The 18,801-nt window shown below is 72.7% G+C and carries 15 protein-coding genes; 5 read left to right on the top strand and 10 right to left on the bottom strand.

All coding sequences use genetic code 11. The features are described 5' to 3' along the window. Positions 1-45 precede the first annotated feature (45 nt). Complete coding sequence (gene glnA / locus BBH68_RS03300; RefSeq protein WP_065958717.1) at positions 46-1,407, bottom strand: type I glutamate--ammonia ligase; 1,362 nt, start codon at positions 1,405-1,407, stop codon at positions 46-48. A 383-nt stretch (positions 1,408-1,790) separates the two neighbouring features. On the opposite strand from glnA, the gene BBH68_RS03305 reads away from it, so the two are divergent. Beyond that, positions 1,791-3,410: a multicopper oxidase family protein gene (locus tag BBH68_RS03305; protein WP_065958718.1), complete on the top strand. Its 1,620-nt coding sequence runs from the start codon at positions 1,791-1,793 to the stop codon at positions 3,408-3,410. 107 nt (positions 3,411-3,517) lie between these two features. Here BBH68_RS03305 and BBH68_RS03310 read toward each other — a convergent pair whose 3' ends face one another. From BBH68_RS03310 to BBH68_RS03330, 5 genes are all read right to left on the bottom strand, one after another. Continuing rightward, positions 3,518-4,303, bottom strand: a complete 786-nt coding sequence (locus BBH68_RS03310) for an alpha/beta fold hydrolase (RefSeq protein WP_065958719.1) — start codon at positions 4,301-4,303, stop codon at positions 3,518-3,520. Positions 4,304-4,479: 176 nt separating this feature from the next. Then, positions 4,480-5,685, bottom strand: a complete 1,206-nt coding sequence (locus tag BBH68_RS03315) for an MFS transporter (RefSeq protein WP_065958720.1) — start codon at positions 5,683-5,685, stop codon at positions 4,480-4,482. Between the two features lie 125 nt (positions 5,686-5,810). After that, a complete protein-coding gene (locus BBH68_RS03320) occupies positions 5,811-6,839 on the bottom strand; it encodes an endonuclease/exonuclease/phosphatase family protein (RefSeq protein ID WP_076971025.1) in 1,029 nt (342 codons plus the stop codon). A gap of 207 nt (positions 6,840-7,046) precedes the next feature. After that, complete coding sequence (locus tag BBH68_RS03325) at positions 7,047-7,655, bottom strand: TetR/AcrR family transcriptional regulator (RefSeq protein ID WP_065958721.1); 609 nt, start codon at positions 7,653-7,655, stop codon at positions 7,047-7,049. Next, positions 7,652-9,277 (bottom strand): MFS transporter, encoded by a 1,626-nt coding sequence (locus BBH68_RS03330; protein WP_065958722.1) that lies wholly within the window; start codon positions 9,275-9,277, stop codon positions 7,652-7,654. The genes BBH68_RS03325 and BBH68_RS03330 overlap by 4 nt, the downstream gene beginning before the upstream one ends. A gap of 200 nt (positions 9,278-9,477) precedes the next feature. Here BBH68_RS03330 and panB point away from each other — a divergent pair, with 200 nt between their 5' ends. From panB to BBH68_RS03345, 3 genes are all read left to right on the top strand, one after another. Further along, positions 9,478-10,368 carry a 3-methyl-2-oxobutanoate hydroxymethyltransferase gene (gene panB, locus BBH68_RS03335; RefSeq protein WP_065958723.1) on the top strand — a complete coding sequence of 297 codons (891 nt, stop codon included), beginning with the start codon at positions 9,478-9,480 and terminating at the stop codon, positions 10,366-10,368. Between the two features lie 142 nt (positions 10,369-10,510). Beyond that, positions 10,511-11,542, top strand: coding sequence for an ATP-binding cassette domain-containing protein (locus BBH68_RS03340; RefSeq protein ID WP_065958823.1), 1,032 nt, complete (start codon positions 10,511-10,513; stop codon positions 11,540-11,542). After that, a complete protein-coding gene (locus tag BBH68_RS03345; RefSeq protein ID WP_065958724.1) occupies positions 11,539-12,363 on the top strand; it encodes an ABC transporter permease in 825 nt (274 codons plus the stop codon). Before BBH68_RS03340 ends, BBH68_RS03345 begins: the two co-directional genes overlap by 4 nt. Positions 12,364-12,393: 30 nt before the next feature. Here the strand turns inward: BBH68_RS03345 and BBH68_RS03350 are convergent, their stop codons facing one another. Beyond that, a complete protein-coding gene (locus BBH68_RS03350; protein ID WP_245737865.1) occupies positions 12,394-15,921 on the bottom strand; it encodes an AfsR/SARP family transcriptional regulator in 3,528 nt (1,175 codons plus the stop codon). A 155-nt stretch (positions 15,922-16,076) separates the two neighbouring features. Here BBH68_RS03350 and BBH68_RS03355 point away from each other — a divergent pair, with 155 nt between their 5' ends. Further along, the gene (locus BBH68_RS03355; protein ID WP_065958726.1) at positions 16,077-16,865 is read left to right on the top strand and encodes a site-2 protease family protein; all 789 of its coding nucleotides are present in this window, start codon (positions 16,077-16,079) and stop codon (positions 16,863-16,865) included. Here the strand turns inward: BBH68_RS03355 and BBH68_RS03360 are convergent. The 3 genes from BBH68_RS03360 to BBH68_RS03370 all read right to left on the bottom strand — a co-directional run bounded on the left by BBH68_RS03360 (position 16,855) and on the right by BBH68_RS03370 (position 18,773). Further along, the gene (locus tag BBH68_RS03360) at positions 16,855-17,064 is read right to left on the bottom strand and encodes a hypothetical protein (RefSeq protein ID WP_065958727.1); all 210 of its coding nucleotides are present in this window, start codon (positions 17,062-17,064) and stop codon (positions 16,855-16,857) included. The genes BBH68_RS03355 and BBH68_RS03360 overlap by 11 nt on opposite strands. A 99-nt stretch (positions 17,065-17,163) precedes the next feature. Beyond that, positions 17,164-17,889 (bottom strand): NADPH-dependent F420 reductase, encoded by a 726-nt coding sequence (gene npdG / locus BBH68_RS03365; protein ID WP_065958728.1) that lies wholly within the window; start codon positions 17,887-17,889, stop codon positions 17,164-17,166. Positions 17,890-17,942: 53 nt separating this feature from the next. Beyond that, positions 17,943-18,773 carry a carbohydrate ABC transporter permease gene (locus tag BBH68_RS03370; RefSeq protein WP_079150781.1) on the bottom strand — a complete coding sequence of 277 codons (831 nt, stop codon included), beginning with the start codon at positions 18,771-18,773 and terminating at the stop codon, positions 17,943-17,945. Between the last annotated feature and the right edge of the window lie 28 nt (positions 18,774-18,801).

An 18,801-nucleotide genomic window follows, 5' to 3' on the forward strand; every position in this document is an offset into this window, starting at 1 on the left:
TGGCCCGGATCATCGGTCTAGCGAAGTACCCCCGTTGACCTGCGCTTACAGCACCGGCAGGTTCTTGCGCAGCTCGAAGGGGGTGACCTCGGAGCGGTACTCCTCCCACTCCTGCTTCTTGTTGCGCAGGAAGAAGTCGAAGACGTGCTCGCCGAGGGTCTCGGCGACCAGCTCGCTGCGCTCCATCAGGGTGATGGCCTCGCCGAGGTTCTGCGGCAGCGGTTCGATGCCCAGGGAGCGCCGCTCCGCGTCGGACAGGGCCCACACGTCGTCGTCGGCGCCGGCCGGGAGCTCGTAGCCCTCCTCGATGCCCTTGAGGCCCGCCGCGAGCAGCACCGCGTAGGCGAGGTACGGGTTGGCGCCGGAGTCGAGGGAGCGGACCTCGACGCGGGTGGAGCCGGTCTTGCCGGGCTTGTAGAGGGGCACCCGGACCAGCGCGGAGCGGTTGTTGTGGCCCCAGCAGATGTACGAGGGGGCCTCGCCGCCCGCGCCTGCGGTGCGCTGGGAGCCGCCCCAGATGCGCTTGTAGGAGTTGACCCACTGGTTGGTCACGGCGGAGATCTCCCCGGCGTGGCGCAGCAGGCCCGCGATGAAGGAGCGGCCGACCTTGGAGAGCTGGAACTCGGCGCCGGACTCGTAGAACGCGTTGCGGTCGCCCTCGAAGAGGGAGAGATGGGTGTGCATGCCGGAGCCGGGGTGCTCGGAGAACGGCTTGGGCATGAAGGTGGCCTGCACGCCCTGCTCCAGCGCCACCTGCTTCATGACCAGGCGGAAGGTCATGATGTTGTCGGCGGTGGAGAGCGCGTCGGCGTAGCGCAGGTCGATCTCCTGCTGGCCGGGGGCGCCCTCGTGGTGGGAGAACTCGACCGAGATGCCCATCGACTCGAGCATGGTGATGGCCTGGCGGCGGAAGTCCATGCCGATGTTCTGCGGGGTGTGGTCGAAGTAGCCGGAGGAGTCGGCGGGCACCGGGCGGCTGCCGTCCACGGGCTTCTGGCGGAGCAGGAAGAACTCGATCTCGGGGTGGGTGTAGAAGGTGAAGCCGAGGTCGGAGGTCCTGGCCAGGATCCGCTTGAGGACGAAGCGGGGGTCGGCGAACGACGGGGAGCCGTCCGGCATCAGGATGTCGCAGAACATCCGGGCGGTGCCGGGGGCCTCGGCGCGCCAGGGCAGGATCTGGAAGGTGCCCGGATCCGGCTTGGCGATCATGTCGGACTCGTAGACGCGGGCGAAGCCCTCGATCGCGGAGCCATCGAAGCCGATGCCCTCGTCGAAGGCGCCTTCGAGTTCGGCGGGCGCGACGGCGACCGACTTGAGGAAGCCCAGCACGTCGGTGAACCACAGCCGCACGAACCGGATGTCGCGCTCTTCCAGGGTGCGGAGCACGAACTCCTGCTGCTTATCCATGGTCCCCTATCCTTGCAGGTCAGACGGCTCTTGGGGTACGCGTGGGGCGCCTGTGGCCCCCAGTATCGCCCGGCGGGGTTTCGGCCAGGTTTCGCACCCGCGCCCCGTGTACCCGCCACGATGTGTGCATCGTACTTTCACGCGGCCCCGGACGGCCCAGAGCGCTTTCCCTCCCGGGCCCGCCACCGGGGTTTCCATACCCCTTGGGGGTAGGCTCCGGCCATGCTCCGCCCCGCCCCGCCGTCGCGCGCCGCCCCGTCGTCGCGCGCCGTTCCGCTGCGCATAGCGGGGCGCGTACGCCGGACCCCGCGCCCCTGAGCGGGGCGGGCGTACGCGCCGACCTCCCACGCAGCTCACACACACCGGCATTGGGGTGCTCACTCATGCACGCATACACTCGCCGCGCCGTGATCGGCGCGGGAATCGGCGTCGCGGGCGGCGGACTGCTCGCTTCCCGCGCGGCCTCCTCCTCCGCGTCCACGGCGTCCTCGGCCTCCTCAGCCTCCTCCACACCTTCCGCGTCCGGCGACCCCGGCGGCCCGGCCTCCGCCGTGCCCCCGGGCTATGTCTCCCCCGACGGCGAGGAGGTCGCCGCCGCCGAGCGCGGGCGGGCGCGGGGGGCCGTACGGGAGATCCGGCTGACCGCCACCCCCTCCTCGCTCGACCTCGGCGACCGCACGGTCAGGACCTGGACGTACGGCGACGAGCTGCCCGGTCGGCCGATCCGGGTCACCGCCGGCGACACGCTCGCGGTCCGGCTCGACAACAACCTGCCGCGCTCGACCACCCTGCACTGGCACGGCATCGCGCTCCGCAACGACATGGACGGCGTGCCGGGCGTGACCCAGCAGCCGATCAGGCCCGGGGCCTCGTTCGACTACCGCTTCGCGGTGCCGGACCCGGGCACGTACTGGTTCCATCCGCACTCCGGCGTCCAGCTGGACCGGGGGCTGTACGCACCGCTGATCGTCGAGGACCCGAGGGAGCCGCTGGAGTACGACCACGAGTGGATCGTCATGCTCGACGACTGGGTCGACGGGGTGGACGGCAGCACCCCGGACGCGGTGCTGGACGAGCTGACCGGCGGCCGGGCGAGGATGGCCGGGATGGACGACAGCGAGGGCGCCCAGGACGCCGAGGACCCCGAAGGCGCCGACGGCGGCCCCGCCGGGCCGTCCCGGAGGCTGCGGGGCGCCCGCAGCCGGCTGCTGGAGGGCGACCCGGGGGACGTGGCGTACCCGTACTACCTGGTCAACGGCCGCACCCCGGAGGACCCCCGGGCCTTCCGCGCCAAGCCGGGCGACCGCATCCGCATCCGCCTCGTCAACGTGGGCGGGGACACCCCCTTCCGCGTCGCGCTCGGCGGCCACACCATGACGGTCACCCACACCGACGGCTACCCGGTCGAGCACACCAGCACCGACGCGCTGCTGCTGGGCATGGCCGAGCGCTACGACGTGCTGGTCACCGCCCAGGACGGCGTCTTCCCGCTGGTCGCGCTCGCCGAGGGCAAGGGGGGCGCCGCGATGGCCCTGCTGCGCACGAGCGACGGCGCCGCCGCGCCGCCGCCGTCCGTGCGCCCCAGGGAGCTGGACGGCAGGCTGCTCACCGCGGACCGGCTCAAGGCCGCGGAGGACGTGCGGCTCACCCCGCGCGCCCCCGACCGGACCGTCCGGCTGCGGATGACGGGGTCCATGGCGAGGTACGACTGGGCGATCAACGGCAAGCCCTACGACCCGGCGCAGCGCTATCCGGTGCGCGCGGGCGAGCGGGTCCGCGTCTCGTTCATCAACGGCACCGACATGTGGCACCCGATGCACCTGCACGGCCACACCTTCCAGCTCCCGGGCGGCGGCCCGCGCAAGGACACGACGATCGTGCTGCCGCACCACAAGGTGGACGTGGAGTTCGACGCGGACAACCCGGGGCTGTGGATGGTCCACTGCCACAACATCTACCACTCCGAGTCCGGGCTGATGACGATCATCGGATACCGGAAGTAGCCGCATCGCCGCGGCCTCGTCGTGGTCCGCGGTGAATACGGGACAACGACACGCCGACGGCACGGCGTGTCGTTGTCCCGTTCTCACCGCAAAGTAACCGCCCGGGCCTACCTTTCCACGTGCGCGTCCAGGAACTTCCTGATCAACCCGAGCCACTCCGCCGGCGCCTCCACGAACGGCAGGTGGCCGGACGGCAGCTCGGCGAACTCCGCACCGGGTATCCCGTCCGCGACCCGCCGGTGGTGGTACGGCGTCACCATGGAGTCCACGGCGGTGGAGATCACCAGGGTGGGCACCCGCACCCGGCCGAGGTCCTCGCGCACGTCCACGCTGCCGACCAGCTCGACCTGCTCCACGGCCCCAGGCGGTACGGAGTCCCGGGCCCCGGCCACGGTGGCCGCGAGCTCATCCGCGGTCATCCGGTCCACGAACGGCGCCCCGGCGCCGTTGAGCACCGCCCACCGGGCCAGCGCCTCCTCGTCGCCGGACCGCAGGTGGCGCAGCCAGTCCTCGCTCAGCAGCCGCAACCGGGCGTTCGGGCGCGCGAAGCCGGCCGTCAGCACCAGCGCGGTCACCCGGTCCGGGTGCCGGCTCGCGGCCCGCAGCGCGACGGGCGTGCCCAGGGAATAACCGGCGATCGCGAAGGTGTCCAGGCCCTCCTCGACGGCGGTGGCGACGAGCTCGTCGGCCAGCCGGTCGAGCTGGAGCGGCTCCTCGGCGCGCGGGGTGCGCCCGGAGCCGGGGTAGTCCGGGCCGACCACCTTGTAGCGCTCGGCCAGCCCGTCGAGGATCGGACCGTAATTCCCGTCGATGCTCCCCGTCGCCCCGTGGGCGAGCAACAGCCCGGGGCCCGAGCCGCGCACGATGCGTCCCAGGGTCGATGTGCTGGTCATGGTGGTGTGCCTCCCGTGGTGGTGATCGGCTGATCGCTCTTCCGGGACGCTAAAGCCTTACATCGATGTCAGAGTCAAGTCGCTCACCGGCGACACAGCACCCAGCACGGCGCAGGAACAGCACGGCGCCCGGCGCGGGATGCCGCGCCGGGCGCCGTGCGCGCGAGGCCGCCGAGTCAGCTCACCTCGGAGTAGCGGGGCACCGAGTCGCTGGTCGCCACCACGCGGGACGGCTCGTGGCGGTCGCGGTCGAGCGCGCCCGCCGTGACGGCGATGGCGAGGCCGACCACGGCGAGGACCGCGCCGACCAGGGTCGGGGAGGTCCAGCCCCAGCCGGCCGCGATCGCGACGCCGCCGAGCCAGGCGCCGCCCGCGTTGGCGAGGTTGAAGGCGGAGTGGTTGGAGGCGGAGGCGAGGGTCGGGGCGTGGCGGGCCTTGTTCATGACCAGCATCTGCAGCGGGGTGGTGGTCATGAAGCCGACCGCGCCCAGCACCACGACCGTGGCCAGGGCCGCCCACTTCACGTGCACCGTGAAGTCGAACAGCACCAGCACCGCCGCGAGGGCCGCCAGCGAGCCGTAGAGCGTCGGCCGCAGCGCCCGGTCGGTGAGGGGTCCGGCGATCAGCGCGCCGAGGGTCATGCCGATGCCGAAGAGGGCGAGCACCACCGTGACGGAGGCCTCGGCGAGGCCGGTGACCTCGGTCATCATCGAGGCGAGGTAGCTGTAGACGGCGAAGACGCCGGCGAAGCCGAAGACCGCGGTGAGCAGGCCCAGCACGACCTGCCGGTCGCGCAGCGCGCCCAGCTCGTGGCGGAGGCCGGCCTGCTGGTCGAGGGAGATCCGCGGGATGAGCCGGGCGAGCGCGGCCATGGCGACGACGCCGATGGCGGCGACCACGAGGAAGGTGGCGCGCCAGCCGAGGCGCTGGCCGAGCAGGGTGGCCACGGGCACGCCGACGATGTTGGCGACGGTGAGGCCGAGGAACATCGTGGCGACCGCGCGGGCCCGCCGCTCCTCCGCCACCAGCCGCGCCGCGACCACCGCGCCGACGCCGAAGAACGCGCCGTGCGGCAGCCCGGCGAGCACCCGCCCGGCCACCAGCAGCCCGAAGGAGGGGGCCAGGGCGGAGGCGAGGTTGCCCACCGTGAAGAGCGCCATGAGAAGGATGAGCATCCGCTTGCGCGGGACGCGGGAGCCGAGGGCGGTCAGGAGCGGAGCGCCCACCACGACTCCGATGGCGTAGGCGGAGACGAGGTATCCGGCGGTTGGCACCGAGGTGCCCAGATCGTCGGCGACGTTGGGCAGCAGGCCCATCATCACGAACTCGGTGGTACCGATGCCGAAGGCGCTCACAGCGAGTGCGAGCAGGGCCAGGGGCATGAGAGACCTTTCCAAACGGGGAGAAACTGCGGGGACTCTTTATGTTCTCTTCCGGAACAAAGTCTCTCACGCGTTTTGTTCCCCCCGTGAAACCCCCAGGTGAACAGATCGTTAGGGCTTGCCGCTCAGAGCTTGACCGACGCCGCCACCGGCAGGTGGTCGCTCTCGGTCCGCGGCAGGGTCCACGCCGACACCGGCGCCACCCCGCGCACCATGATCTGGTCGATCCGCGCCATCGGGAACGACGCGGGCCAGCTGAAGCCGAAGCCGTCGCCCGCCGCGCCCTGCGCGGAGCGCATCTGCGAGGTGACGGGGGCCAGCGCCCGGTCGTTCATCGTGCCGTTCAGGTCGCCCAGCAGGATCACCCGCCGGAGCGGCTCGTGGGCGATCGCCGCGCCCAGCGCGTCGGCGCTGTCGTCGCGCTGCCCGGCGGTGAAGCCCGAGTTGAACTTCACCCGGACGGATGGCAGGTGGGCGACGTAGACGGCGACCCGGCCGCCCGGGGCGGCGACGGTGGTGCGCAGCGCCCGCGTCCAGCCCAGCTTGATGTCCACCGGCTTGGTGCCGGAGAGCGGGTACTTGCTCCACACCCCGACCGTGCCCTGGACCGTGTGGTACCGGTAGGTGCCGGCCAGCGCCCGCGCGTACGTGGGCACCGCGGCGCTCTTCAGCTCCTCCAGGGCCACCACGTCCGCGTCCGAGGCGGCCACGTCCTTCGCGGTGGCGGCCGGGTCGGGGTTGTCCGCGTTGACGTTGTGGGTGACGACGGTCAGATCGCCCCCGCCGCCGGACTTGTCGGCGAACATCAGCCCGCCGAAGAGGTTCAGCCATACGGAGACCGGCAGCACCAGCGCGAGCAGGGCGCTCGCCGAGCGGCGCACCAGCGCGAGCACCAGCAGCACCGGGACCAGCAGGCCCAGCCAGGGCAGGAAGGTCTCCAGCAGGCTGCCGAGGTTGCCCACCCGGTTGGGGATCTCGGCATGGAAGATCATGACCAGCGCGAGGACCACCGCGATCGCCGCGAGCACCAGACCCCGCCGCCAGATGCCGCGGTCACGCCGGAGCCCGTCGAGGAGACGCCGGACCCTGGAGCCGGTCGGCCGCGGGGCATCCCCTGGGTGCTGCGCCGTCTCCTGCGTGTACGCCTGCGCCATTCGCTGTCCGTCCCTCACTGCCTCTGCCACTGCCTCGTCCGCCGCGCCCTGCGCCAAGACCCTAGGCGATCACCAGGCTTCCCCCGACACCCGGGCGAGCGCCCCCCGACAAGGGGACGTTCGCCGGGAGCGTACGGGTTCCGGATGCCGGGGGAAGCGGGACCGTTGTGACAGAACGAGCACAAACCAGCCGCAAGGCGGCGGATGTCACGGCCGGGGCCGCACCCCCTCCAGCACCGTATCGACGATGGTCTCGGCCAGTCCCTCCGGGAGCGCCTTCCACTCGTGGAGGATCACGCGGGACAGCATCGGGCCGGTGAACAGGTCGGCGAGCAGCTCGAGGTCCAGATCGCCGCGGATCTCGCCGCGGGCCATCCCGCGGCGCAGCACCTCGTACAGCATTTCCCGCCGGGCCGCTATCACATGGGCGTCGTAGGCGCGCCACAGCTCCTGGTTGGCGTGCATCTGGGTGACGACCGTACGCAGGAGGGCGGAGTTCCGCTTGGCCAGGCCGCGCCGCCGCATCAGCTCCAGGAGGGTGACCAGGTCATCGCGGACCGAGGCCCCGGCCGGCCTCGGGTTCGGCTCCTCCAGGGAGCGCATCACATCGATCATCAGCGCTTCCTTGCCGGACCAGCGGCGGTAGACGGTGGCCTTGCCCACCCCCGCCTCGCGCGCGATCCGCTCGATGGACAGCTCCCCGATCGTGGCGCCCTCCTCGATCAGCCGCAGCGCGGCCTCGATGATCGCGGCGTCGGCGGCGGCGCTGCGCGGCCGCCCCGGCAGCCGGGCCCCCGCGTACCCGGGCGCGGTCATCGTCCCGCCCCGGCTCCCGCCTTCTCCCTCGGCCGGCCGGCGTCGGGGTCGTCGGGGGCGGCTCCCTTGCGGGGGAGGAAGGCCACCGAGACCAGCGCGCCGAGGAGGGCGACCGCGGCCGAGCCGAGCGCGGTGACGTGCATGGCGTGGATGAAGGCGTCATGGGCCGGGCCGATCAGCGCCTGGCCCTTGGGCCCCAGCTTCTCGGCGAGGCCGAGGGTGGCCTCGACGGACTCCCCCGCCGCGTGGCGCGCGGAGTCGGGCAGCCCGGGCACGGCCGCCAGCGTGTCCTTGATGCCGTCGCGGTAGGCGGTGGAGAGCACCGAGCCGAGCACCGCGACCCCGAGCGCGCCGCCGACCTGGCGGAAGGTGTTGTTGAGCGCCGAGCCGGAACCGGCCTTCTGGCGCGGCAGCGTCTGCATGACCGTCAGCGTGACGGGCGGCATGATGTGCGCCATCCCCGCGCCCTGGACGAAGAAGAGCACCTCCATCACCACCAGCGGGGTGTCCACCGCCAGCTGGGTGAAGCCCGCCATGGTCCCGGCCACCAGCAGCATGCCGCCCGCGCACACCGTCCGGACCCCGAACCGCTCGACGACCAGCCGGGTGCGCGGCGCGAAGATCAGCTGGGCGACGGCGAGCGGAAGGATCAGCAGGCCGGACTCCAGGGCGCTGTAGCCGCGCACGCTCTGGATGTAGAAGACCATGAAGAAGGTCACGCCCATCAGGGCGAAGAAGACCAGCGCGATCGCGGCGATGGCGGCCGAGAAGGCGGGCTTGCGGAAGTACGAGACGTCGATGGCCGGGTGGTCGCTGCGCTTCTCGTGCACCACGAACAGCACCAGGACGGCCAGTCCGCCGCCGATGGTGCCCAGCACCCGCCCGTCCGTGAAGTCGGCGAGCTGGCCGCCCTTGATGATGCCGTACACCAGCAGGACCAGGCCCACGACCGACAGCACCACCCCGCCGGGGTCCAGCCGGCCGGGCGCCGGATCCCTGGAGTCGGGGACCAGCAGGCTCATCGCGACCAGCGCGACGATGACGATGGGCACGTTGACGAAGAAGACCGAGCCCCACCAGAAGTGCTCCAGCAGCACCCCGCCGGTGATCGGGCCGATGGCGATGCCGAGGCCGACGGCGGCGGTCCAGATGCCGATGGCCCTGGGCTGCTCCTCGCGCTCGAAGACATTCACCAGGATCGCGAGGGTGGCGGGCATCACGAACGCCGCGCCCAGGCCCATCACGGCCCGGTAGCCGATCAGTTCGCCCGGCGAGCCGGAGAACGCGGCGAGCACCGAGCCGATGCCGAACACCGTCATGCCGCCCAGCAGCACCTTCTTGCGGCCCAGCCGGTCCCCGAGGAGCCCGGCGGTGAACAGCAGCCCGGCGAAGACGAGGGTGTAGGAGTTGATCGCCCATTCCAGCTGGCTCTGGGCGGCGCCGAGCCCGGTGGGCTCGGGCGAGGCGATGGTCTTCATCGCCACGTTGAGTATGGAGTTGTCGAGGACGACGACCAGGACGCTGAGCATCAGCACGACCAGGATCGCCCACCGCCTGCGGTGGATCACCTCGGGGACGCCGCTCACGGCGGGGGCGCCCTGGGTGTCGGAGGGGGATGCCATATGTCCCAGGCTAGGCAGCGTTCCGAGACGGCCCCGTCTCGTATTGGAAAACCTTTGCGAGCCTTTACCGGACTTTTCGAGTCATGCGTGGCCCAGCACACGTCGGGGGCCCACTTTCGCGCCGCGACACCGCGTGCCAGCATGGGGGTGGTCCGGGGACGCCGTCAGGGCGCCTCGAGATGACGAACAGGAGCGTTGCGATGACGCACGTCACCCCTGCCGGGAAACAGCACGACAGCAGCGGGACCGGCCCCTCGGCGGCCGGTAAGGCGCTGTACGGAGGGACCGGGTCCCGGCGCATCACCGTCCGTGACATCGCCGCCGCCAAGGAGCGCGGCGAGAAGTGGCCCATGCTCACCGCCTACGACGCGATGACCGCCTCCGTCTTCGACGAGGCCGGCATCCCGGTCATGCTCGTCGGCGACTCCATGGGCAACTGCCACCTCGGCTACGAGTCCACCGTGCCGGTCACCATGGACGAGATCACCATCCTGTCCGCCGCCGTCGTCCGGGGCACCAAGCGCGCCCTGATCGTCGGCGACCTGCCCTTCGGCTCGTACCAGGAGGGCCCGGTACAGGCGCTGCGCAGCGCCACCCGCCTGGTCAAGGAGGCCGGCGTGGGCGCGGTGAAGCTGGAGGGCGGCGAGCGCTCCGCCCACCAGATCGAGCTGCTGGTCCAGTCCGGCATCCCGGTCATGGCGCACGTCGGCCTCACCCCGCAGTCCGTCAACGCCTACGGCGGGTACCCGGTGCAGGGGCGCGGCGAGGAGGCCGCGCAGCAACTGCTGCGGGACGCCAAGGCCGTCCAGGACGCGGGCGCCTTCGCGGTGGTGCTGGAGACGGTCCCGGCCGAGGTGGCCGCCGAGGTCACCCGCTCGCTGCACATCCCGACCGTGGGCATCGGCGCCGGGCCGGACTGCGACGCGCAGGTCCTGGTGTGGACCGACATGGCCGGGCTGACCGCGGGCCGCGTGCCGCGCTTCGTGAAGCAGTACGCGCAGCTGCGGCAGACCCTCGGGGACGCGGCGCGCGCCTTCGCGGAGGACGTCGTCCAGGGCGCCTACCCGACCGCGGAGCACTCCTTCCACTGACCCCTGAAGGGGCCCGCTCATGGGCCCCGCCGAGGCACGCCGAGCCATCGCGGTACACCGACAGCCCGCCGATCTTCCCCCGTCGGCGGGCTGTCTGCCGCCTGTCGGCGATCTGTCGGTGGCCCCTGCCATCGTGGGGGACATGACGCGATACGAACGAAAGACCAGCGGCGGCAACGCCGTCGAAGTGCGGGGGCTGGTCAAACACTTCGGCGACACCAAGGCGGTCGACGGAGTGGACCTGGACGTGCCGGAAGGCACCGTCCTCGGCGTGCTCGGCCCCAACGGCGCCGGTAAGACCACCCTCGTCCGCTGCCTCTCCACCCTGCTGGTGCCGGACGCCGGCACCGCGGTGGTCGCCGGGTACGACGTGGTGCGCCAGCCGCGGCAGCTGCGCCGCACCATCGGGCTGACCGGGCAGTACGCCTCGGTCGACGAGAAGCTCTCCGGCCGGGAGAACCTCTACATGATCGGGCGGCTGCTGGACCTGTCCCGCAAGGAGGCGCGGGCGCGGGCGGACGCCATGCTGGAGCGGTTCTCGCTCACGGACGCGGCCAAGCGGGCCGCGCGCACCTACTCCGGCGGCATGCGCCGCCGGCTGGACCTGGCCGCCTCCATGATCGGCCGGCCCGCCGTGCTCTACCTGGACGAGCCGACCACCGGTCTGGACCCGCGCACCCGCAACGAGGTGTGGGACGAGGTCAAGCTGATGGTCTCCGAGGGGGCCACGGTCCTGCTGACCACGCAGTACATGGAGGAGGCCGAGCAGCTCGCGGACGACCTGACGGTCATCGACCGCGGCAAGGTCATCGCCGAGGGCCGGGTCAACGAGCTCAAGGCCAAGGTCGGCGGCCGCACCCTGCAGATCCGCCCGGCCGACCCGGGCGAGCTCCACCGCATGGTCGGCGCCATCGCCCAGGCGGGGCTGGACGGCGTGACCGGGGCGACCGCGGATGTGGCGGAGGGCCTGGTCAATGTGCCGATCGTCAGCGACGAGCAGCTGACGGCGGTGATCGGCCTGCTCGGCGAGCGCGGCTTCGCGATCTCCGGGATCGACACCCATCTGCCCAGCCTGGACGAGGTGTTCCTGGCCATCACCGGCCAGAAGACGTCCACCCCGCAGGACCAGGTCGACCACATGGACGACAAGACGCTCGAGGAGGTCCCGGCGTGAGCGCCGCGACGTTGAGTTCCGCGCCCCTGGAGGCGCACGGCGAGGGCCGGATCGGGCTGCGCGCCAATCTGCGCCACATCAGCGCGCTGGTGCGGCGCAACGCGCTGCAGATCAAGCAGGACCCGGAGTCGATGTTCGACGCCCTACTGATGCCGATCATCTTCTCGCTGCTGTTCGTGTACGTCTTCGGCGGCGCGGTGGCGCAGGGCGACCGCGACGCCTACGTCAATTACTTCATCCCCGGGATGATGGCGATGGGCGGTCTGAACATCGCGATGTCGGTCGGCACCGGCGTCAACGACGACTTCAACAAGGGCGTCATGGACCGCTTCCGGACCATGCCCATCGCCCGCTCCTCGGTGCTGATCGCCAAGCTGATCGTGGAGACCGGCCGGATGCTGGTGTCCACCGTGGTCCTGCTGATCATGGGCTTCGCCATGGGCTTCGACCTCGAGACCGGACCGCTCGAGCTGCTCGCCGCGGTCGCGCTGGCCCTGCTCTTCGGCTCCTCGCTGACCTGGGTATTCATGCTGCTGGGCCTGTCGGTCAAGACCCCTCAGGCCGTACAGGGACTGGGGTTCCTCGTGATCATGCCGCTGCAGTTCGGCTCGTCCATCTTCGCCCCGACCGCGACCATGCCCGGCTGGTTGCAGTCCTTCACCAAGTACAACCCGCTCTCCCAGCTCGCCGACGGAGCCCGGGCGCTGACCAGCGGCCACGGCGCGGTCGCGCACCCGGTGACCATGGTGGTGATCTGGGCGCTGGCCATCACGGTGGTCACCGCGCCGCTGGCGGTGGCGAAGTTCCGCAACAAGACCTGAGCGGGATGCGCCACCCGCCGGACCGCCGTGTCAGACGAGGGCGGTGGCCTCCTCCAGGGACAGGCCGCCGCCCTCGGCGTGCGCCCGCTCGTACGCCGCGTCGCCCAGCCGGGCCCGCAGCGCGGCCTCGGTCCGCCGGCGGCCCGCGCTCTCCGAGAGGAGGACGCGGAAATGCGGCTGCCGCAGCGCGTCGTACGCGCCCACCAGCCGCGCCGCGGCCTCGGTGCGCTCCGGGCCGCCCAGGTCGCACAGCGCCCAGGCGCCGATCAGCACATGGGTGACCTGGATGTGCGGCGCGACCATCTCGGCCAGCGGGTCGTCGACCTTCGCGATGGCGCCGCGCACCCGCACGAGTGCCTCCTGGGGCCGTCCGTCGACCAGGTCCAGCCAGGCGATCAGCCCCTGCACCACGCCCTCGAAGAGGCCCAGCGCGCGCCGGCCGAACTCGTCCAGCAGCCGCTCGAGCTGGTCCCGCGCCTCGTGGGTGGCGCCGGTGTTGCCGCAGCGCATGGCCAGTTGCAGCCGGGCGTACGACAGGGCCTCGCTCCCGGCGTGCGGGCCCTGCTCCACCACCGCCCGCAGGATCCGCTCCCCCGCCGCCGCCTCGGCCTCGTCCCGCGACTCGACCATCGCCCCGCCCAGCCGTGCCCGCAGCAGTGACACCTGCGCATGCGCCCCCAACTGCTCGGCCCAGCCGATCGCCGCCCGGTAGTCGGCGGCGGCCGCCTCGCCCTCGCCGCGCTGCTCCAGCAACTCGCCGCGGCCGGACAGCGCCTCCGCCGCGCCCCACGCGTCCCCGAGCCGGGTGAAGATCTCCAGGCTCTCGTCGGCGTCCCGCAGCGCCTCCCGGCTTCCCCGGCCCACCTCGGCGCCCATCGGACCGCTCAGGACCTTGGCGCGCAGCTGGAGGAGCATGGCCTTCTCCCACTCGTAGCCGAGCTCCCCGCAACTGCGCACCCCTTGCTCGACGACCTCCCGCAGCAGCGCGAACCGGCCGGTCAGCAGCACCGCGTAGAACCACATGAAGCCCGGGATGCGGCAGGTCTGCGGAAGCCCGGGGCGGTAGGCGCGGACGATCCCCTGGAGGTCTTCGGCCGCCTCGTCGTCGCTCAGCCCCCGCAGGTCGCCCTCGATGTTGGCCAGCCCGAGCAGCCGCACCCCGCGCCGCGCCTCGTCCAGCAGGTCGGGCGGCATGGGCGGCGGGCGGTCCGTACAGGACTCCAGCAGCGGGGCGACCGGGGAGACGGGCGGCGCGAAGGGGTTGGGACCGAGCGCCGCCGCGGCCGTCGTCCACTGGCGTGCCTCGCCGCGGTGCCCGCGCAGAGCCCAGAACCAGCCGAGCGACAGCACCAGGCACAGCGCCTCCTGCTCGTCGCGCGCGGCGACGGCGCGGCGCAGCGCGGCCCGCAGATTGTCGTGCTCCGTCTCCAGCCGGGCGAGCCACCGGCGCTGCTCCCGGCCGCGCAGCAGGGGGTCGGCGGTACGGGCCAGCTCCCGGTAGGCGACCAGGTGCCGCCGCTCGACCGCGGCGCGCTCCCCCGCCTGTTCGAGCCGGTCGGCGGCGTATTCGGCGACGGTCTCCAGCAGCCGGTAGCGCATGCCGTCGGTCGCGTCCGGGGCGGCGACGACCAGGGACTTGTCGACGAGCGAGCCGAGGAGCGCGGCGACGTCGAGCGGATCCACGCCCTGGGCCCCACGGGCCCCGCCGGCCCCGGCGCCGACCCTGCCAGGCCCGCCGTCCCCGCCGGTCCCGTCGGCTGTGCCGTCCGGGTCCCCGCACACGGCCTCCGCGGCGGCCAGGTCGCAGCCGCCGGCGAAGACCGACAGCCGGCGCAGCACGGTGCGCTCCCGCTCGTCGAGCAGCCCCCAGGACCAGTCGACGACCGCGCGGAGCGTCTGCTGGCGGGGCAGTACGGTGCGGCTGCCGCTGGTCAGCAGGCGGAAGCGGTCGTCGAGCCGGTCGGCGAGCTGGCGCGGGGTGAGCACGCGCAGCCGCGCCGCGGCCAGCTCGATGGCCAGCGGCAGGCCGTCGAGCCGGCGGCAGATCTCGGCGCAGGCCGCCGGGTCGTCGGCCACCCGGAAGCCGGGCCGGGCCGCCGCGCCCCGGTCCTGGAGCAGCCGCAGCGCGACGGGGTCCGGCAGCGGGTCCACGGGGCGTACCAACTCCCCCGGGACCGCGAGCGGTTCTCGGCTGGTGGCCAGGACGGTGACGCCGGGGCAGCGGGTGAGCAGGGTCTCGGCGAGCCGGGCGGCGGCGTCGACGAGGTGCTCGCAGTTGTCGAGCACGATCAGCATGCGGCGCGGCGCGCAGTGGTCCACGAGCTGGGCGAGCGGGTCGAAGGCGGTCGGGTCGGTGGCGGCCCGCAGTTCTTCGGCGGCGGTGCCGCGGATGACGGTCTGACGCGCCCCGAGCGCGGTGAGCACGGCTTCCGGCACGGTCCCGGGGTCGTCCACGGGGGCGAGTTCGGCCAGCCAGACGCCGTCCGGCCAGGCGTCCGCCACCGATTCGGCGGCCTCCTGGGACAGCCGGGTCTTCCCGGCCCCGCCGGGCCCGAGCAGGGTGACCAGCCGGTGGGGCCCGGCCAGATCGGCCCGCAGCACGCCGAGGTCGGTCTCACGGCCCACGAAGCTCGTCAGCCGGGCCCGCAGATTGCCCCCCGACCGCGCCGCGACTCCCTGGGCAGGGGCTCCGCCGGAGGCGGGCACGGAGCCGCCAGGCAGGAGACCGCCAGAGGCGGCGGACGGCCGGCCCGTCGCGGGCCCGGGGTGGCCGGGCCGGCCGGCGGCATCCGCCGGGGCCGGGACCGGGGCCGAGGTCCGGGCGGGGTGGAGCAGGTCGGCGTGGAGGGCGCGGAGGGTGGGGCCGGGGTCGGCGCCGAGGCGGTCGGCGATCTCGCGGCGGATCGCCTCGTACGCGGTCAGCGCCTCCGCCGTGCGCCCCGCGTCGCGCAGGGCGCGGATCCACAGGGCGTGCAGGGGCTCGTCGAGCGGATGGGCCGCGCACAGCTCGGCGAGCCGGGGCAGGACCCGCTCGGCGCGGCCGAGCGCGAGGTCGGCCGCGATCCGGTAACGGCGGGCGTCCAGCCGGCGGGCCTCGGCGCGAGCCGCCGCCGAGGCGGCGCCGGGGAGGTCGGCGAGGGCCGGGCCGCGCCACAGGGCGAGCGCGTCGTCGAGGACGGCGGCGGCCTTGGCCGGGTCGCCGTCCTCCAGCGCCGCGGACCCCGCGGTCACGAGGCGTTCGAAGCGGTGCAGATCGACGTCGTCGGGGTCGGCGCACAGCCGGTAGCCGCCGGGGACTGAGCTCACGGCGTCCTTGCCGAGGGCCCTGCGGAGGCGGCCTACGAGGGCCTGCAGCGCGCCGTGGCCGTCGGCGGGCGGGTCGGCGTCCCAGATCTCGCCGATCAGCGCGCCGGTGGTGTGCACCCGTCCCGGGCGGAGCGCCAGCACGGTCAGCAGGACGCGCAGACGGGTGCCGCCGAGCGCGACGGGGGTGCCGTCGTCGCGGTGGGCCTGGGTGGTGCCGAGCAGGGCGTAGCGCACCGCCCCATTGTCATGCACGGCGAGGGCGATCCGTTCAGCTGTTCGCCCGCGTCGGCCTCGCCGGCGACTCCCCGGGGTCCCCCGCCGTCGCTCCCGGAACCTATGACACCCTGCTCGACGTTTCCCGGGCACCGCACGCCGCGCCCCCCGATCCACACGGAGAGACCTCACGCATGGCCACCGCAGTAAGCCGCCGCGACCGGCGCATAAGCCCCGTCTTCCTCGGCCTGGTCGCGATCATGGGCGTGTCCGGATGGGCGGTGTGGACGGGCTCCTCGGCGAGCCCCGGCTTCGCCGTCTTCCTCTTCGTGGTCTCCGGCTGGGTGGTGTCGCTGTGTCTGCACGAGTACGCCCACGCGCGCACCGCGCTGCACGGCGGTGACATCTCGATCGGCGCCAAGGGCTATCTGACCCTGAACCCGCTGAAGTACACCCATGTGGCGTTGAGCATCGTGCTGCCCGTGATCTTCGTGATCATGGGCGGGATCGGGCTCCCCGGCGGGGCGGTGTTCATCGAGCGGCACCGCATCCGCGGCCGCTGGAAGCACAGCCTGATCTCGGCCGCCGGGCCGCTGACGAATGTCGCGTTCGCGGTGGCGCTGACCGCGCCGTTCTGGCTCGGCGCGCTGGACGGGGTGCCGGAGGTGTTCCGTTACGCGCTCGCGTTCCTGGCGATGTTGCAGGTCACCGCGGCCATCTTGAACTTCCTCCCGGTCCCGGGGCTCGACGGGTACGGGGTGATCGAGCCGTGGCTGTCGTACCGCGTGCGGCGGCAGGTCGAGCCGTACGCGCCGTTCGGACTGCTCGCGGTGTTCGGGGTGCTGTGGATACCCGAGGTCAACCAGGTCTTCTTCGACGCGATCGACGGGGTGATGCGGACCCTTGGCGTCTCGGAATGGGAGACCTACTGGGGTCAGGAGTTCTTCCGCTTCTGGCAGGGCGAGCCCCAGCTCACCCCGTGACCTCGGCCTCCCGGCCGGTCTCGTGGGCGGCGGCCCGGTCCGCCTTGGCCTTGCGCAGGTAGTACCAGGTCATGTTGGAGGAGATGCCCGCCAGCAGGATCCACACCACGCCGAGCCAGCTGCCCCGCGCGAAGGACAGGACCGCCGCGACGACGGCGAGGACGCAGACGGCGAGGGAGTAGAGGGCCAGTCGGGGCATGGTGTCGGCTCCTGTCCGGGATGTGGTGGTCCCGGACATTGTCCCCCATGCCCCGTCCCTCTCCCCCATGCCCCGCCCCGCTCCGGCCGGTGACCCCGCTCAGACGTCGGTGACCCGCAGGCCGGCGTGCGCCTTGTAGCGGCGGTTCGTCGAGATCAGGTTGGCCACCAGCGACTCGACCTGGTGGGCGTTGCGCAGCCGCCCCGCGTACACGCCCCGCATCCCGGGGATGCGGGCCGCCAGCGCCTGGACCAGGTCGGTGTCGGCGCGGCTCTCGCCCAGCACCATCACATCGGTGTCGATCCGCTCGACCCCCGGGTCCTGCAGCAGCACCGCCGACAGGTGGTGGAAGGCGGCGGTCACCCGCGAGTCGGGCAGCAGGGCCGCGGCCTGCTCGGCGGCGCTTCCCTCCTCGGGCTTCAGCGCGTACGCGCCCTTCTTGTCGAAGCCGAGCGGGTTCACACAGTCGACGACGAGCTTGCCGCTCAGCTCCTCGCGCAGCGCCTCCAGCAGCCCCGCGTGGCCCTCCCACGGCACGGCGACGATCACGATATCGCTGCGCCGCGCGCACTCCGCGTTGTCCGCGCCCTCGATGCCGAGCCCGGCGCCGCCGAGCTCCTCGGCCGCGGTCCGCGCCCGCTCCGCGGCCCGCGATCCGATGATCACCTTCTGGCCCACCCGGGCCAGCCGGTACGCCAGGCCGCGCCCCTGGTCGCCGGTGCCCCCGAGCACCCCGACGACCAGGTCGGACACGTCCGGCAGGTCCCAGGGGTCCTTCGCGGGGGCCTTCTTGGCGGGCGTCGCGTCATCAGCAGCAGTAGTCATGACAGCGATACTGTCACGCCCACGTCACGCCTTCACGCTGCCCTCCATGAGCGTCACGCCTTCACGCTGCCCTCCGTGAGCCCCGTGCGCCAGTACCGCTGCAACACCCCCATGAGGACCATCAGCGGCAGAACGGACAGGAAGGCGCCGCCGACCGTGTACTGGTAGAGCTCCGGTTGCCGGTCCGCGTACCCCTGCCAGGAGGTGAGCCCGAGCTGGATCGGATACAGGTCGGAGTCGGAGAGCATCACCAGCGGCAGCAGGAAGTTGTTCCAGATGTGCACGAACTGGAACAGGAAGACGGTCACCAGCGCGGGGGTCATCAGCCGCAGCCCCAGCACGGTGAAGATCCGCGCCTCGCCCGCCCCGTCGATCCGCGCCGCCTCGAGCAGCGAGTCGGGCACGGCGGCGGTCGCGTAGATCCGGCACAGATAGACCCCGAAGGGGCTGACCATGCTGGGCAGCAGCACCGACGCGTAGGTGTTGGCGAACCCCATCTCGCTGAACAGGAGGTACAGCGGCAGGGCGAGCGCGGTGCCCGGGATCAGCACCCCGGCGAGGACGACGTTGAAGACGCCCTCCCGGCCGGGGAAGGGGAACTTGGCCAGGGCGTAGCCGGCGGCGGCCGACAGGAGCGTGGCGGCCAGCGCGCCGGCGCCCGCGTACAGCAGACTGTTGCCGAACCAGCGGACGTAGATGCCGTCGTCGTAGGTGAGCACCCGGCGCAGATAGTCGATGGGGTGCGGGTCGTGGAACCAGAAGCCGAACGTGCCGAAGAGGTCGCTGCTGGACTTGGTCGCCGACACGGCGAGCCAGTACACCGGCATCAGGAAGTACAGGGCCGCGACGGTGAGCAGGGAGACGGTGATGACGCGGTGGCGCAGCGGCGGCCGCCGGCCGTCCCGGCGGCGG

The organism is Streptomyces sparsogenes (assembly GCF_001704635.1).
In the GTDB taxonomy this organism is placed as follows: domain Bacteria; phylum Actinomycetota; class Actinomycetes; order Streptomycetales; family Streptomycetaceae; genus Streptomyces; species Streptomyces sparsogenes.